This window comes from Rhizocola hellebori, from assembly GCF_016862955.1.
GTDB classification, from domain to species: domain Bacteria; phylum Actinomycetota; class Actinomycetes; order Mycobacteriales; family Micromonosporaceae; genus Rhizocola; species Rhizocola hellebori.
The window spans coordinates 55,036-68,845 of sequence record NZ_BONY01000025.1 but is presented as its reverse complement, the minus strand read 5'-3'; the positions used below and the strand labels follow the sequence as shown (position 1 = coordinate 68,845).

The 13,810-nt window shown below is 66.6% G+C and carries 12 protein-coding genes; 6 read left to right on the top strand and 6 right to left on the bottom strand.

Features of this window, described 5'->3' with window-relative positions; translation table 11 throughout:
* The first annotated feature begins 19 nt into the window (after positions 1-19).
* Together Rhe02_RS21270 and Rhe02_RS21265 are read left to right on the top strand one after the other, a co-directional pair.
* Positions 20-1,150, top strand: coding sequence for an acyl-CoA dehydrogenase family protein (locus tag Rhe02_RS21270; protein ID WP_239123956.1), 1,131 nt, complete (start codon positions 20-22; stop codon positions 1,148-1,150).
* Between the two features lie 82 nt (positions 1,151-1,232).
* Positions 1,233-1,985: an SDR family oxidoreductase gene (locus tag Rhe02_RS21265; protein WP_203910047.1), complete on the top strand. Its 753-nt coding sequence runs from the start codon at positions 1,233-1,235 to the stop codon at positions 1,983-1,985.
* 55 nt (positions 1,986-2,040) lie between these two features.
* On the opposite strand, the gene Rhe02_RS21260 is transcribed toward Rhe02_RS21265, so the two are convergent.
* Complete coding sequence (locus Rhe02_RS21260; RefSeq protein ID WP_203910046.1) at positions 2,041-3,159, bottom strand: steroid 3-ketoacyl-CoA thiolase; 1,119 nt, start codon at positions 3,157-3,159, stop codon at positions 2,041-2,043.
* A gap of 104 nt (positions 3,160-3,263) precedes the next feature.
* Between Rhe02_RS21260 and Rhe02_RS21255 the strand changes: the two genes are divergently transcribed.
* On the top strand, positions 3,264-4,481 hold the full coding sequence (locus tag Rhe02_RS21255) for a cytochrome P450 (protein WP_203910045.1): 1,218 nt from the start codon (positions 3,264-3,266) through the stop codon (positions 4,479-4,481).
* Between the two features lie 39 nt (positions 4,482-4,520).
* Here the strand turns inward: Rhe02_RS21255 and Rhe02_RS21250 are convergent, their stop codons facing one another.
* From Rhe02_RS21250 to Rhe02_RS21240, 3 genes are read right to left on the bottom strand one after another with little or no spacing between them, the layout of a single operon-like run.
* A complete protein-coding gene (locus Rhe02_RS21250) occupies positions 4,521-5,675 on the bottom strand; it encodes a thiolase family protein (RefSeq protein ID WP_203910044.1) in 1,155 nt (384 codons plus the stop codon).
* Positions 5,672-6,703 (bottom strand): thiolase family protein, encoded by a 1,032-nt coding sequence (locus Rhe02_RS21245; protein WP_239123955.1) that lies wholly within the window; start codon positions 6,701-6,703, stop codon positions 5,672-5,674. The genes Rhe02_RS21250 and Rhe02_RS21245 overlap by 4 nt, the downstream gene beginning before the upstream one ends.
* Positions 6,700-7,647, bottom strand: coding sequence for a Zn-ribbon domain-containing OB-fold protein (locus Rhe02_RS21240; protein WP_203910043.1), 948 nt, complete (start codon positions 7,645-7,647; stop codon positions 6,700-6,702). The genes Rhe02_RS21245 and Rhe02_RS21240 overlap by 4 nt, the downstream gene beginning before the upstream one ends.
* Positions 7,648-7,726: 79 nt before the next feature.
* On the opposite strand from Rhe02_RS21240, the gene Rhe02_RS21235 reads away from it, so the two are divergent.
* Positions 7,727-9,262 carry an acyl-CoA synthetase gene (locus Rhe02_RS21235; protein WP_239123954.1) on the top strand — a complete coding sequence of 512 codons (1,536 nt, stop codon included), beginning with the start codon at positions 7,727-7,729 and terminating at the stop codon, positions 9,260-9,262.
* Here Rhe02_RS21235 and Rhe02_RS21230 read toward each other — a convergent pair.
* On the bottom strand, positions 9,259-10,041 hold the full coding sequence (locus Rhe02_RS21230) for a crotonase/enoyl-CoA hydratase family protein (protein WP_203910042.1): 783 nt from the start codon (positions 10,039-10,041) through the stop codon (positions 9,259-9,261). The genes Rhe02_RS21235 and Rhe02_RS21230 overlap by 4 nt on opposite strands.
* A gap of 63 nt (positions 10,042-10,104) precedes the next feature.
* On the opposite strand from Rhe02_RS21230, the gene Rhe02_RS21225 reads away from it, so the two are divergent.
* The gene (locus Rhe02_RS21225) at positions 10,105-11,664 is read left to right on the top strand and encodes an acyl-CoA synthetase (protein WP_203910041.1); all 1,560 of its coding nucleotides are present in this window, start codon (positions 10,105-10,107) and stop codon (positions 11,662-11,664) included.
* Positions 11,661-12,767, top strand: a complete 1,107-nt coding sequence (locus tag Rhe02_RS21220) for an NAD(P)H-dependent flavin oxidoreductase (protein ID WP_203910040.1) — start codon at positions 11,661-11,663, stop codon at positions 12,765-12,767. Before Rhe02_RS21225 ends, Rhe02_RS21220 begins: the two co-directional genes overlap by 4 nt.
* Here the strand turns inward: Rhe02_RS21220 and Rhe02_RS21215 are convergent.
* Positions 12,764-13,804, bottom strand: coding sequence for an acyl-CoA dehydrogenase family protein (locus tag Rhe02_RS21215; RefSeq protein ID WP_203910039.1), 1,041 nt, complete (start codon positions 13,802-13,804; stop codon positions 12,764-12,766). The two genes, Rhe02_RS21220 and Rhe02_RS21215, sit on opposite strands and share 4 nt — an antisense overlap.
* Between the last annotated feature and the right edge of the window lie 6 nt (positions 13,805-13,810).

The following is a 13,810-nucleotide window of genomic DNA, read 5'->3' as shown; positions in this document are numbered from 1 at the left end:
TGCTTGGTAGGCTGAGCCTATGCAGGACGAGGAGTTTCGGCAACACGTAAGGCAGTGGCTGCTTGACAACCTCCCGTCCGAGCTTGTCGACGTCGGCGGCCCCGGCCGTGAGCACGAGAGCTTCAACGAGCGCCTGGCGTGGGAGCGGCGGCTCGCCGCGGCCGGCTGGACCTGCCTCGGCTGGCCCGCCGCGCTGGGTGGACGAGATCTGCCGCTGTCGCAACAGGTCATCTTTCACGAGGAATACGCGTTGGCCGGTGCCCCCGCCCGGGTGGCCGTGGTGGGAGAAGGGCTGCTCGCGCCCACCTTGATCGCCTTCGGCACCGAGGCGCAGCGAGAGCGCTTCCTGCCCGGCATCAAGACAGCTGAACAGCTTTGGTGCCAAGGCTATTCGGAGCCGGGGGCGGGTTCCGATCTGGCCTCCGTCGCCACTCGCGCCGAGCTGGACGGCGACGAATGGGTCATCACCGGCCAGAAGATCTGGACGTCGCTGGCGCACGTGGCCGACTGGTGTTTCGTGCTCGCCCGCACCAGCCCGGGATCGCGGCGTCACGACGGTCTGTCCTATCTGCTCGTGCCCATGCGCCAGCCGGGAGTCACCGTTCGGCCGATCCAGCAGCTGACCGGGACCAGTGAATTCAACGAGGTGTTCTTCGACGGCGCCCGCACCTCGCGCGATCTGGTGGTGGGCGAAGCCGGGCAGGGATGGCGGATCGCCATGGCCACTCTCGGTTTTGAGCGCGGGGTGGCGATGCTCGGGCATCAGGTGCGTTTCCAGCGGGAGCTCGACGGGATCATCGCGATGGCCAAGGAGAACGGAGCGGTCGACGACCCGATCCTGTGCGACAAAATCACCCGCGCCTGGATCGGCCTGCGCGTCCTGCGCGCTCACATCCTGCGCACCCTGGCCAAAGAGGATCCCGGCTACGAGGCCTCGGTCGCGAAACTGGTCTGGGGCAGATGGCACCAGCAGCTGGGGGAGCTGGCGGTGGAGGTGATCGGCCCGCGCTCGATGTTCGAGCCGCTCGACGAATGGCAAAGGCTTTACCTGTTCGGCCGCGCCGAGACCATCTATGGCGGTTCCGACGAAATCCAGCGTGGCATCATCGCCGAACGCGTGCTCGGCCTTCCCCGTCAGGAGCGTTCATGAGCGAGCTTGTCGAGCTCATCGTGAGATTGGGATTGGTTCATGCCTTCGCCGCAGGCGATGGCCGACGTGAGGAGGCCATGGCATGAATCTGCTGGCCGACAAGGTCGTCGTGGTGACCGCGGCCGCGGGCACGGGAATCGGTTCGGCCGTGGCGCGCCGCTGCCTTGAGGAAGGCGCGCAGGTGATGATCAGTGATGCTCACCTGCGCCGCCTCGGCGAAGCCCATTCCGAGCTCGCGGCCGACTTCGGCGATCGCGTGCACTCGCTGCCCTGCGATGTCACCGCGCAGGAGCAGGTCGACGCGCTCATCGCCGGGTCGGTAAGCCATTTCGGGCGCATCGACGTCATGGTGAACAACGCCGGTCTGGGTGGGACGGGATCGGTGCTGGAGCTGTCCGATGAAGACTGGGCACGTGTCCTGGACATCACCCTCACCGGCACCTTCCGCTGCATGCGGGCAGCGCTGAGGCAGATGGTCGAGCAGGGCGGCGGCGGCGCGATCGTCAACAACGCCTCGGTTCTCGGCTGGCGCGCCCAGGCCGGGCAGGCGCACTATGCCGCGGCCAAGGCGGGGGTCATGGCGCTGACCCGCTGCGCGGCTCTCGACGTCGCCGAGCACGGCATCCGTGTCAACGCGGTCGCGCCAAGCCTTGCCATGCACCCGTTTCTGGCCAAGGTCACCACCGAGGAGCTGCTGCGCGAGCTGGCGAGCAAGGAAGCCTTCGGGCGGGCTGCGCAGCCGGTCGAAGTCGCGAACGTGATGGTGTTCCTGGCCAGCGACCTCGCCTCATACCTGACCGGCGAAGTGATCTCCGTAAGCAGCCAGCACGCCTAGGACCTCCCCGGCGGCCCGCCAACACCGCGGAGCCGCCAAGGCGGAGCTCCAAGGCTTAAATTCGCTCGATGATGGTGCCGGTGGACATCGCGCCACCGGCGCACATCGAGATCAGAGCGGTCGTCGCATCCCGTCTTTCCAGCTCGTGCAGCGCCGTGGTTATCAAGCGCGCGCCGGTGCTGCCGACGGGATGCCCGAGGGCGATCGCCCCGCCATTGACGTTGACCTTCTCCATGTCCGGGCGATGCTGGCTCGCCCAGGACAGGACCACCGAGGCGAACGCCTCGTTGACCTCGAACAGGTCCAGGTCATCGATCTTCATGCGGCTCTGGGCGAGCACGCGTTCGGTGGCGGCCACCGGGCCGTCCAGGTGGTAATAGGGCTCAGCCCCGACAAGGCATTGCGCCACAATCCGTGCCCGGGGCCGCAAACCCAGCGCGCGTGCCCTGTCGGAGTCCATCACCAGGATCGCGGCCGCGCCGTCGGAGATCTGTGAGGCCGTCCCGGCCGTGTGCAGGCCGTCTTCGAGCACCGGCTTCAGAGCGCTCAGGCCTTCGACGGTGGTCTCCCGCAAACCCTGGTCGCGCAAGACATCGCCGACGGGAACGACCTCGCGATCGAAGCGTCCCTCCGCCCATGCCTGCCCGGCGAGCCGTTGCGACCGTGCGCCGAACTCGTCCACGTCGGCGCGGCTCATTCCGCGCCGGATGGCGATGCGTTCCGCGGCTACATATTGGTTGGGCAGGTCGACGCTCCACGAGTCGGGTCGCGGCATGCCCGAGTCGACGCCGATGTTGGCGCGCAGCGCCACCCGGCTCATCGCCTCGACCCCACAGGCTATGCCGGCCTCGATGGCCCCGGCCGCGATGAGCCCTGCTACCAGGTGGGTGGCCTGCTGCGCTGAGCCGCATTGCGCGTCGAGGGTAAGGCAACCGGCCTGATGGGGCAGGCCGCTGTGCAGCCAGGCGGTGCGGGTGACGTTATTGGACTGCTCGCCCGCCTGGGTGACGCAGCCGCCGATGACCTGCTCGATCTGCGCCGGGTCGACGCCCGCGCGATCGAGGAGGCCGCGTTGTGCCAGCCCCAGAATTTCGGCCGCGTGGAGGTGAGACAGCCAGCCATTCCGTTTCCCGATCGGGGTTCTGACCGCCTCCACAATCACCGGTGTGCCCACGCGCCGATATTAGAACGCGTTCTGATATTGAGCAAACTTTGACGTTTACGTACCTCTTCATCTGTGCTGAAATTGCTAGAACGTGTTCCAAGAAGGGCGGGCGCATGATTCCGGAGGGCTTCGACTTCACCGATCCCGGGCTGTACGAACAGCGGGTCCCCACCGAAGAGCTCGCCGAGCTGCGGCGCACAGCGCCCGTGTGGTGGAACAAGCAGCCGCGTGGCATCTCCGCCTATGACGACGAGGGCTACTGGGTGGTGACCCGGCATGCCGACGTGATGGAGGTGTCGCGCAACAGCGACGTCTACTCCACATGGGAGAACACCGCCATCATCCGGTTCAACCCGGAGCTGATGACGCGCGAGCAGATCGAGCTGCAGCGCTTCGTCATGCTCAACACCGACCCGCCGCATCACACCCAGCTGCGCAGCATCGTCTCGCGCGGGTTCACCCCGCGCGCCATCAACAATCTGCGCGACGCGCTGGCGAGCCGGGCCGAGAAGATCGTCAAGAACGCCATCGAGCACGGCAAGGGCGAGTTCGTCGTCGATGTAGCCAGTGAGCTTCCGCTGCAAGCGATCGCGGAGTTGCTCGGGGTGCCGCAGGAGGACCGCCACAAGATCTTCGAGTGGTCGAACGAGATGATCGGTTACGACGACCCGGACTACCAGGCCGATCCGCTGAACTCCGCGATGGAGGTGCTCGGCTACAGCATGGCGATGGCGGAGGAGCGCAAGGCGTGCCCCATGGACGACATCGTCACCAAGCTTGTGCACGCCGAGGTCGACGGTGGTCACCTGACCTCCGATGAGTTCGGGTTCTTCGTGATTCTGCTTGCTGTGGCCGGCAACGAGACCACCCGAAATTCGATCTCCCACGGCATGCTGGCCTTCATGGATCACCCTGAGCAGTGGGAGCTTTTCCAGGCAGAGCGGCCCCGGACGGCGCCCGACGAGATCGTCCGCTGGGCCACCCCGGTCACGGTCTTCCAGCGCACCGCGAAGGTCGACACCGAACTGGGCGGACAGCAGATCAAAAAGGGCGACCGCGTCGGCATCTTCTACCGCTCGGCGAACTTCGACGAAGAGGTCTTTGACCACCCGGAGCGCTTCGACATCATGCGCAGCCCCAACCCGCATCTGGGTTTCGGTGGCAGCGGCGCGCACTTCTGCCTCGGCGCCAACCTGGCGCGGCTGCAGATCGATCTGATGTTCAACGCGATCGCCGATCACATGCCCAACATTCACAAGACCGCTGAGCCCAAGCGGCTGCGTTCGGGGTGGCTCAACGGCATCAAGGAGATGCCCGTCGCTTACAGCTGAGGCGAAAGTGGGGGCCTCGGCCAGGAGCCCCCACTTTTCTCAGGGACGAGGTGCGGCGCCAACCACCCACATGGAGAAGAACTGCGATCCTCCACCGTAGGCGTGGCCTAGCGCGCGTTGGGCTTCGGGCACCTGATGCGCTCCAGCGCGGCCCATCACCTGCATGGCAGACTCGGCGAAGCGCAGCAAGCCGGAAGCGCCGATCGGGTTGGAGCAGAGCACACCGCCGGAGGGATTGACCGGCAACCTTCCCCCTATCCGGGTCTCGCCGGCCTCGGTGAGCTTCCAGCCCTGGCCTTCCTCGGCGAATCCCAGGTTCTCCAGCCACATCGGCTCGAACCAGGAGAACGGCACGTAGATCTCGGCGGCGTCGATCTCGTTCAGCGGGTCGGTTATCCCGGCCTGCTGCCACAGCGCGGCGGCCGCATCGCGGCCCGCCTGTGGATTCACGTGATCCTTGCCCGCGAAAAAGGTCGGTTCGGTGCGCATTGCGGTGGCATGGATCCACGCCACCGGGCGTGCCGACGCCTCGGCCGCGGCCTGGTCGCCGATGACGACCGCGCAGGCGCCATCGGATGAGGGGCAGGTCTCGTCATAGCGGACCGGATCCCACAGCATCATCGAGGAGTTCACCGACTCCAGCGTGATTTCGGCTTGGCGAAGGTGCGCAAAGGGATTGAGGCTCCCGTTGCGCCGATCCTTGACCGCGACCATCGCTCCGACATGGTTGGGCGCACCGGAACGCCTGATATATGCGCGGATGTGCGGGGCGAAGTAGCCGCCCGCGCCGGCGCCGAGCGGCATGTGGAAGGGCGGGTTGATGGACAGCGCCCACATGGCGTTGGACTCGGACTGCTTCTCCCAAGCCAAGGCGAGCACCCGTTGGTGTACCCCGGCTCGCACAAGATTGCTTGCCACGATTCCGGTGGCGCCACCGACCGAGCCCGCGGTGTGCACGCGCAGCAGCGGCTTTCCCACCGCGCCAAGGGCGTCGGCGAGGTACAGCTCGGGCATCATGACGCCCTCGAAGAGGTCGGGGGCCTTGCCCACGACGACCGCGTCAATGTCGTCCCACGTGCTCCCGGAGTCTTCGAGCGCTCGGTCGACGGCTTCCCGGCACAGCCCCGCCATCGAGACATCTGTCCTGCGGGCAGCGTGATGTGTTTGTCCGGTACCAAGAACAGCCGCTCTCATCGGCCCTCCATCACGCATACGAGGTTCTGCTGCAAGGCTGGACCGCTGGTGGCGTGGCCCAGCGCCCGCCCGGCCCGGCCCGCGTGGATTTCAGCCGCTGCCCAGCCGATGCGGGCCAGCCCGGCGGCGAACATCGGGTTGCCGTCCAGCGCGCCGCCGGACGGGCTTATCCGCACGGCATCGCCAAGCCCAAGCGCGTTGCGCAACAGGATCTCCTGATGGGTGAAGGGTGCGTGCAGCTCGGCCACGTCAACGTTGCCACCGATCGCGGCGCGCGCCGCAGCGGTCGCGGAAGCGGCCGTCGTGAGGTCGCGCAGGCCGAAGTGCTGTGAGTCTGTCCTGTGCTCGAAGCCGGTTATCCACGCGGGCCGCTCGCACAGCTCGCGGGCCCGCGCCCCGGTGGCGAGGACTATCGCGGCGGCACCATCGGTGATCGGGGCGCAGTCGTGCTTGCGCAGCGGATCGGCGACGAAAGGCTGTTCCAGCAGATCCTCCACCGACTCCGGCAGCCCACGTCGCTGGATGGCGATCGCCGCCATCTCCTTCTCGCTCCACAACCCGGCTTCGATGCCAAGCCGCGCTTGCAGAGCGGCGATGCTCACCGAGTCGGGCCAAAGCGGCGCTTGCACATACGGATCGAGCTGCAACGCGAGCACCCGTCGCAGCAGCCCAGCCGAGGACTTTCCGAAGCCGTAGACCAAGGCGATCTCCGCCTCGCCCATCAGCAGCTTCACCCACGCCTCGTAGAGCGCCCACGCCCCATCCATCTCCACATGGGATTCGGAGGTGGGCGGGAAAGCACCGATGGCGTCGACCGCGGTGACGAAGGAGAACGCGCGCCCGGCCAAATAGTCGGACGAACCCGAGCACCAGAAGCCCACGTCGTCTTTTGTCAGGCCGGTTGTGTCGAAGAGCTGGCGGAAGATCGGGACAAGCATCTCCACCCCGTTGGTGGTGCTGTCGTTACGGCGCACCCGAGGCGACTCGGCAAAGGCAACGACGGCAACCTCGGTCATGGTGTCGGTCATAGGTGGCTCGCATAGGACTCAAAGGCGGCGTCGGGATCGCCGGTGGGCCGGAAATGATCGATGTTCTGCGGCGTGAAGCCCCACTCCTCGCGTGGTTTCCACACTGCCTGCACCCGCATGCCCATCCGCACCTCGTCGGCCGGGCAGCCGAGGATCAGGTGGGGGAACGGGATGTCCGCACCGTCAAGCAGGACGGCGGCGTGGACATAGGGCGGTTTGGTGCGCTGGCCTGGAAAGGGAACGTTGACGATACAGAAGGTGGTCACCGTGCCCACGTCGGGCAACTCCACCTCATCGGTGGTCGGCACGCCACAGGTCGGGCACGCCCCGCGCGGCGGAATGTAGACCTTGCGGCACCGGGGGCAGCGCTGAGCCAAGACCCGTCCCTCCGCCAGCCCATACAGATAGCGGGTCTCTTCGGGCGAGGCCGTGTGTTCATAGCTCAACCGGATAGGCGTCGTCACCATCGTCACCGGCTCCACTTCGCCCCCCGGCTCAGTCTCCGAAGTGGACAGTGGCTCGAAGCACGCGATGTCGCGAATGCTTCCCACCGGTTCGGCGGCCCAGCGCACCTGCACCCGCATGCCCGTGCTCATGGCCGAGGCGGAGCCGGCGTCCACGGCGTGCAGCATGGGGGTGTCCGCGCCGTCGAGACGGATCAGGGCCCACGCGAAGGGATGGGTCAGCGGCTGGCCCTCGATGGGCCGCGGCATCCAGGTCCAGGTCAGCACCGTGCCAGTCGCGGAAACCTCGACGAAGTCGGTGCTCGCCACGTGGGTCACCGGGTCGTACTCGATCGGCGGCGCGTGCACCCGTCCGGTGGAGTCGCGGGAACCGATGATGCGCCGCTGCGCCAGCCCGGTCATGAACCGGCTCAGCGTCGGGCCGAGCGAGCGCGTGTAGTCGAAGCTGATTTCCAGCGGCGCATGCAGCGGCAGAGCCATGCCACAAAGTGAAACACGTTTCCATTCCGGACCGCAACGCCTGTTGTAGGCAGTTGTAACGAGTTCTAATATTGGGCCCGTGACCGCTGAGATCGGGCTATGGAACATCGCCAAAACTCAATCATCCCGGACCGCGATTGTCGAGCCGGATGGGCGTGAGCTGACCTATGCCGAGCTTGCCGCCGAAGCCGACCGGATCGGGCGCGGGTTCTGCGAGCTGGGCATGCAAGCGGGCGACAGCGTGGCGACCCTGCTGCCAAACGGGGCCGACCTGGTCGCCGTCTACTTCGCCGCGATCCAGACCGGCCTCTATATCGTGCCGCTCAACTGGCATCTGGTGGCCGCGGAGATGGCGCACATCCTGGACGACAGCGACACCAAGGTGTTCCTGGCCGACGCGCGTTTCGCCAGCGCGGCAGCGGCCGCGCGCGGAGACGTGCCGGGGTTCGCCATCGGCGAGATCGCCGGGTTCGGATCGTTCCGTGAGCTGGGCGCCGCGTCGCAGGGAAGACCAGCGGATCGCACCGCCGGCGCGCCTATGGTCTACACGTCAGGCACGTCGGGGCGCCCCAAGGGGGTTCGCCGGCCGTTGACCGGGGCGGATCCTGACGTGGTACCCCCCACAGCGAATTGGTTCTTCGGCCTTTTCGGGCTCCTGCCATTTGACGGCCATGTGCATCTGTGCGGGTCGCCGCTTTACCACACGGCGGTGCTGAACTTCGTCACCATCTCGCTCCAGCTTGGACATACGGCCGTGCTGATGGATCGCTGGGACCCCGAGGAGATGATCCGGCTCATCGACCGTTACCGCGTCACGCACACGCACATGGTCCCCACCCAGTTCCGCCGCCTGCTTTCGCTGCCTGACGAGGTGAAGGCGCGCTATGACGTGTCGTCGATGCGTGCGGCGATCCACGGCGCAGCGCCGTGCCCACAGGAGGTCAAGCGCCGCATGCTCGATTGGTGGGGCCCGGTCGTCATCGAGTACTACGCCGCGAGCGAGGGTGGCGGAACGGCGATCACGGCGCAGGAGTGGCAGCGTAAGCCGGGTTCGGTCGGCAAGGCGTGGCCTGGCTCCGAGGTGCGCGTGCTTGACCAGGCCGGGGAGGACGTGCCGGTCAACGTGCCGGGCCAGGTCTTCATGCGCATGGGCGTGTCCACGTTCGAGTACCACCGGGATCAGGCGAAGACCGAAAAGTCCCGTCGCCGCAACATGTTCACCGTCGGCGACATCGGCTACCTCGATGAGGACGGCTACCTCTACCTCTGCGACCGGGAAAGCGACATGATCATCTCTGGCGGGGTGAACATCTATCCCGCCGAGATCGAGGCGGAGCTGTCGTGCCATCCCAAGGTGGCCGACGTCGCCGTGTTCGGCATCCCGCACGAGGATTGGGGCGAGGAGATCAAGGCCGTCGTTCAGCCGGCCGAGGGCGTGACCGCCGATGACGAGCTCACCGGGGACTTGCTGGCGTTCCTGAGTGAGCGGCTGGCGAAGTTCAAACTCCCGCGCTCCATCGACTACACCTCGGAGCTGCCGCGCGATCCGAACGGCAAGCTCTACAAGCGACGCCTGCGCGACCCCTACTGGGCCGGAAGGGAACGCGCTATCTAGCGGTCTTTGAACTCTGGCTTGCGTTTGTCGGTGAAGGCACGGGGGCCTTCCTTGGCGTCCTCGCTCATGAAGACCCCTATTCCTATCCCGGCTTCGAGCTTGAAGGCCTCGTTTTCCGGCATGCCCTCGGTCTCGCGGATGGTCCTGAGGATGGCGCGTACCGCGACCGGGCCGTTGGCCGCGATCATCTCGGCGATCTCCAGCGCCTTGGTGAGGGCTTGGCCGTCGGGCACCACGTGACCGATCAGCCCGATCTCCTTGGCCTCCGGGGCTTTGATATGGCGGCCGGTCAGCAGGAGGTCAGCCGCGACCGTGTAGGGAATCTGGCGCGGCAGCCGTACGGCCGACCCGCCGAGCGGGAACAAACCCCAGCGCGCCTCGGAGACGCCGAACCGGGCGCTTTCGCCGGCGACGCGGATGTCGGTGGCCTGCAAGATCTCCGTCCCGCCGGCTACCGCCGGCCCCTCCACCGCCGCGATGAGCGGCTTGGTCAGCCGGCGTCCCTTCAGCAGGCCGTCTATCACGGACATGTCCCAGCCGCTGGACTGGAAGCTTTCGCTGGGATGGCTCGCGGTCATGGCCTTGAGGTCGGCGCCCGCGCAGAAGGCCCCGCCGGCCCCGGTGAGGATGCAGACCCGGATCTCCGGATCGTTGTCGACCGTCTCCCAGGCCTGGCGCATTATGGCCAGCATTTCGCTGGACAGCGCGTTGCGTGCCTCGGGCCGGTTCATGGTGACGATCAGGACATGCCCGCGCCGCTCAACCAACGCATCCGCCATCTCGGCTCCCTGTCTGACAAGTCGGGTCTTGCCACGGACGATAACACGTTCTACTTTTTCAAGATGGCGCTCAATATTGCCGACCTTTACGAGCATGCTGCGGACCTTTTCCCGGACCGCGTCGCGATTGCCTGCGGCGAACGCGAGGTTACATTCGCGCAATTGGACGAACGCGCCAACCGTCTTGCCCACCACCTGGCCGAGCGCGGCGTCGGCCCGGGGATGCACATCGGCGTCTATGCCCGCAACTCGATCGAGGCGGTGGAGACGCTGCTCGCGGCCTACAAGCTGCGCGCTGTGGCCATCAACGTCAACTATCGGTACGTTGAGAACGAGTTGCGATATGTATTCACTGATGCCGATCTAGTGGCGCTGGTTCACGACGCGGAATATTCGCCTCAGGTGGCTGCCGTCCTGCCCCATGTGCCCGAGCTGCTGGCCGTGGTCGTGATTGGAGGCGACTACGAGGACGCCCTGGCGGCCGCATCGCCGGAGCGCGATTTCGGGCCGCGAAGCGCAGACGACCTCTACATCCTCTACACCGGCGGCACCACCGGAAATCCCAAGGGCGTCATGTGGCGTCACGAGGACGTGTGGCGGGTGCTCGGCGGCGGCATCGACTTCATGAGCGGTGAAGCGCTCGCCGATGAGTGGGAGCAGTCCAAGCGGGGAGTCGAAACCGGGGGCATGGTCCGGATGTGTGTGGCTCCGCTGATCCATGGCAACGCGCAATGGGGGGCGCTGATGGCGCTCTTCGCCGGCGACACCGTCGTGCTCGTGCCGCAGTTCGATCCGCATGAGATCTGGCGCGCGGTGCAGCGGCGCAAGGTGAACGTGATAGTGCTGATCGGCGACGCGATGGCTCGGCCGATCATCGAGGCCTTTGTTGAGGGCGGCTACGACGGCTCGTCGCTGTGGGCGGTCTCCAGCAGCGCGGCGCTCTTCTCGCCCACGGTCAAGGAGCAGTTCATTGAGCACCTGCCGAGCATCATGCTCACCGAGTCGATCGGGTCGTCCGAAACCGGCTTCGCCGGAATCGGCTTCGTCACGGCCGAGACCAAGAACGATGGACCGCGAGTGCACCCCGGTCCGAACACGATCGTCGTCGACGACTCCGGCCGCCCAGCCGGAGTCGGCGTGATCGGCCGGCTTGCCCGTGGCGGCAACGTGCCGATCGGCTATTACAAGGACCCCGAGAAGTCGGCGACGATGCTCATCGAGATCGACGGGGTGCGCTATTCGATGCCAGGGGACTTCGCCCGCTTGGAGGAGGACGGCCGGCTCACTTTGCTCGGGCGCGGAAACACCTGCGTCAACACGGGAGGCGAGAAGGTGTATCCGGAAGAGGTGGAAGGTGCCCTGAAATCGCACCCGGCCGTTTTTGACGCGCTTGTCATCGGGGTACCGGATGACCGGCTCGGGCAGCGGGTGGCAGCTCTGATCCAGCCCAGGCCGGATCAGAGCCTCGATCTTGCGGAGCTGGAAATCCATGTCCGCCAACAGGTAGCGGGGTACAAGGTGCCCAGGACGATCTGGCTGGTCGAGCAGATCGGCCGGACCGCGAGCGGCAAACCCGACTACGCGTGGGCCCGCAAGTACGCCGACGAAACGGCGGCGGCATGAGGCGGAGCGAGCTGTGCGAGCGGCTGGGGATCCAGGTGCCGATCGTTGGCTTCACGCCCTCCGAGCACGTCGCGGCGGCCATCAGCAAGGCGGGCGGTCTCGGCGTGCTCGGTGCCGTGCGTTACAACGACCCGGGTGAGCTGGCGACGGCGCTGGAGTGGATGGACGCCAACGTCGGGGGAGCGGCCTACGGGGTCGATGTGGTCATGCCCGCCAAGGTGCCGACCGAGGGCGCGCCGGTTGATCTTGAGCGGATGATTCCCGCGCCGCATCGGGATTTCGTCACCGAGACCCTGCTCAAACTCGGGGTGCCCCCGCTTCCCGACGACACCCCGGCCGGGGACGGCGTACGCGGCTGGCTTCACTCCGTCGCACGCTCGCACGTCGAAGTGGCGCTGAAGCATCCGGCGCGCCTGATCGCCAACGCGCTCGGCTCGCCGCCCGCCGACATCATCGAGCTGGCACACGAAAAGGGCATGCTGGTGGCAGCGTTGGCGGGGAAGGCCGAGCACGCCATCAGCCACGTCGATCGCGGCGTCGACATCGTGGTGGCCCAGGGCTACGAGGCCGGCGGGCACACCGGTGAGATCGCCAGCATGGTCCTGGTACCCGAAATAGTTGATGCGGTAGGGGATCGGGTGCCTGTCCTGGCGGCCGGCGGCATCGGCTCGGGACGCCAGATCGCGGCCGCCCTGGCCCTTGGCGCGTCAGGGGTGTGGATGGGTTCATGCTGGCTGACGACGGCCGAGTATCAGATGGGCCCACTGCAGTCGGCGGTGCAGGAGGCATTGCTGGCGGCGGGATCGTCGGACACGGTGCGTTCCCGGATCTACACCGGCAAACCCGCGCGCCTGCTGAAGAACAGATGGACCGAGGCGTGGGCGCAGACCGATGCGCCGTCACCGCTTCCCATGCCGTTGCAGAACATCCTTGTGGCCGAAGCACACCAGCGCTTGATGCGCGCGGGTGATCCAAGCGTGGTGCCGATGCCCGTCGGCCAGATTGTGGGGCGGATGAACGAGGTTCGCCCGGTGGCCGAGGTCATGGCGCGGCTCGTGGCCGAGTTCGAGGAAGCAATGTCCAGATTGGACAATATGCGCTAGCCCCGCCGCAGGGCGTTGCCGATGATCAGCAGCTGATCGGTGGCGTGCCCCAACGCGAACTCGTAGTGTTTGGCGGCCACAAAGTACCGGTGGATCGGGAAGTCGATGTCGATGCCGACGCCACCGTGGACGTGCACTGCGGTGTGCGCAACCCGGTGTCCGCCATCGGCTGCCCAGAATTTCGCCGTGGCGATCTCGGTTTCGCACGGAAGCCCTTCGGCCAGCCGCCATGCCGCCTGCCACATGGTGAGCCGGATCGCCTCCACGTCGATGTAGGCGTCGGCGAGCCGTTGCGCCACCGCCTGGAAAGTGCCGATCGCTCGTCCAAATTGGACTCGCGAGGTCGCGTAGGAGGCGGTCATCTCCAGCGCCTTCTCCACGACGCCCAGCTGCAGCGCGCAAAGCCCCACGGTCAGCCGGTCGGTCATCCAGCCGATGACCGCGGCGCCTTCGAGGAATCTGTCGCCGCTCACCCACACATTGTTCAGTTCCAGCAGTGCCTCGGTGTCGCCGTCGACCAGCTCCTGGCGCAATACGGTGACTCCGGCGTCGTCATCGAAGACCAAAAAGACATTGTCCTCGACGGGTACCAGAAACAGCCGCGCATAGTTTCCCGCCGGAACCGTGGTGAAGGTGCCGTTGACGACCCACCCGTCTCCGCTCTTCTCCGCCCGTGGCCTGCCCTCCGTGGTGAGCGCCGCAGTGATCACGAGCTCGCCCGCCATCGCCTGCCGGGCCCACATGCCATGCAGGTCGTTGGCGCCGAAGCGAAGCAGGGTGGAAGCACCCACCACAATGGAGCTCAGGTAGGGCACGGGCGCGACGGCCCGGCCAAACTCGACGAGGATCGAGCAATGGTCAAGCAGCCCGAGCTCGGCGGCGTCCAGCAGCCCCGCGCCCGCCAGCTCGCGCCACAGCGACGGATCGAAGCGATCCTCGCTGAGCCCACGCAACCGTTGCGGCGTCACGCGATCGGCCAGGATCCGGCGCGCCAGTCCGGAGAGTTCCTGCTGCGCTTCAGTGAAGGTGAAGTCCACGGTTAA

Coding starts and splice junctions, on each gene's coding strand:
- Rhe02_RS21270 (WP_239123956.1), top strand. CDS start 20: ATGCAGGACGAGGAGTTTCGGCAACACGTAAGGCAGTGGCTGCTTGAC.
- Rhe02_RS21265 (WP_203910047.1), top strand. CDS start 1,233: ATGAATCTGCTGGCCGACAAGGTCGTCGTGGTGACCGCGGCCGCGGGC.
- Rhe02_RS21255 (WP_203910045.1), top strand. CDS start 3,264: ATGATTCCGGAGGGCTTCGACTTCACCGATCCCGGGCTGTACGAACAG.
- Rhe02_RS21250 (WP_203910044.1), bottom strand. CDS start 5,675: ATGAGAGCGGCTGTTCTTGGTACCGGACAAACACATCACGCTGCCCGC.
- Rhe02_RS21245 (WP_239123955.1), bottom strand. CDS start 6,703: ATGACCGACACCATGACCGAGGTTGCCGTCGTTGCCTTTGCCGAGTCG.
- Rhe02_RS21240 (WP_203910043.1), bottom strand. CDS start 7,647: ATGGCTCTGCCGCTGCATGCGCCGCTGGAAATCAGCTTCGACTACACG.
- Rhe02_RS21230 (WP_203910042.1), bottom strand. CDS start 10,041: ATGGCGGATGCGTTGGTTGAGCGGCGCGGGCATGTCCTGATCGTCACC.
- Rhe02_RS21225 (WP_203910041.1), top strand. CDS start 10,105: ATGGCGCTCAATATTGCCGACCTTTACGAGCATGCTGCGGACCTTTTC.
- Rhe02_RS21220 (WP_203910040.1), top strand. CDS start 11,661: ATGAGGCGGAGCGAGCTGTGCGAGCGGCTGGGGATCCAGGTGCCGATC.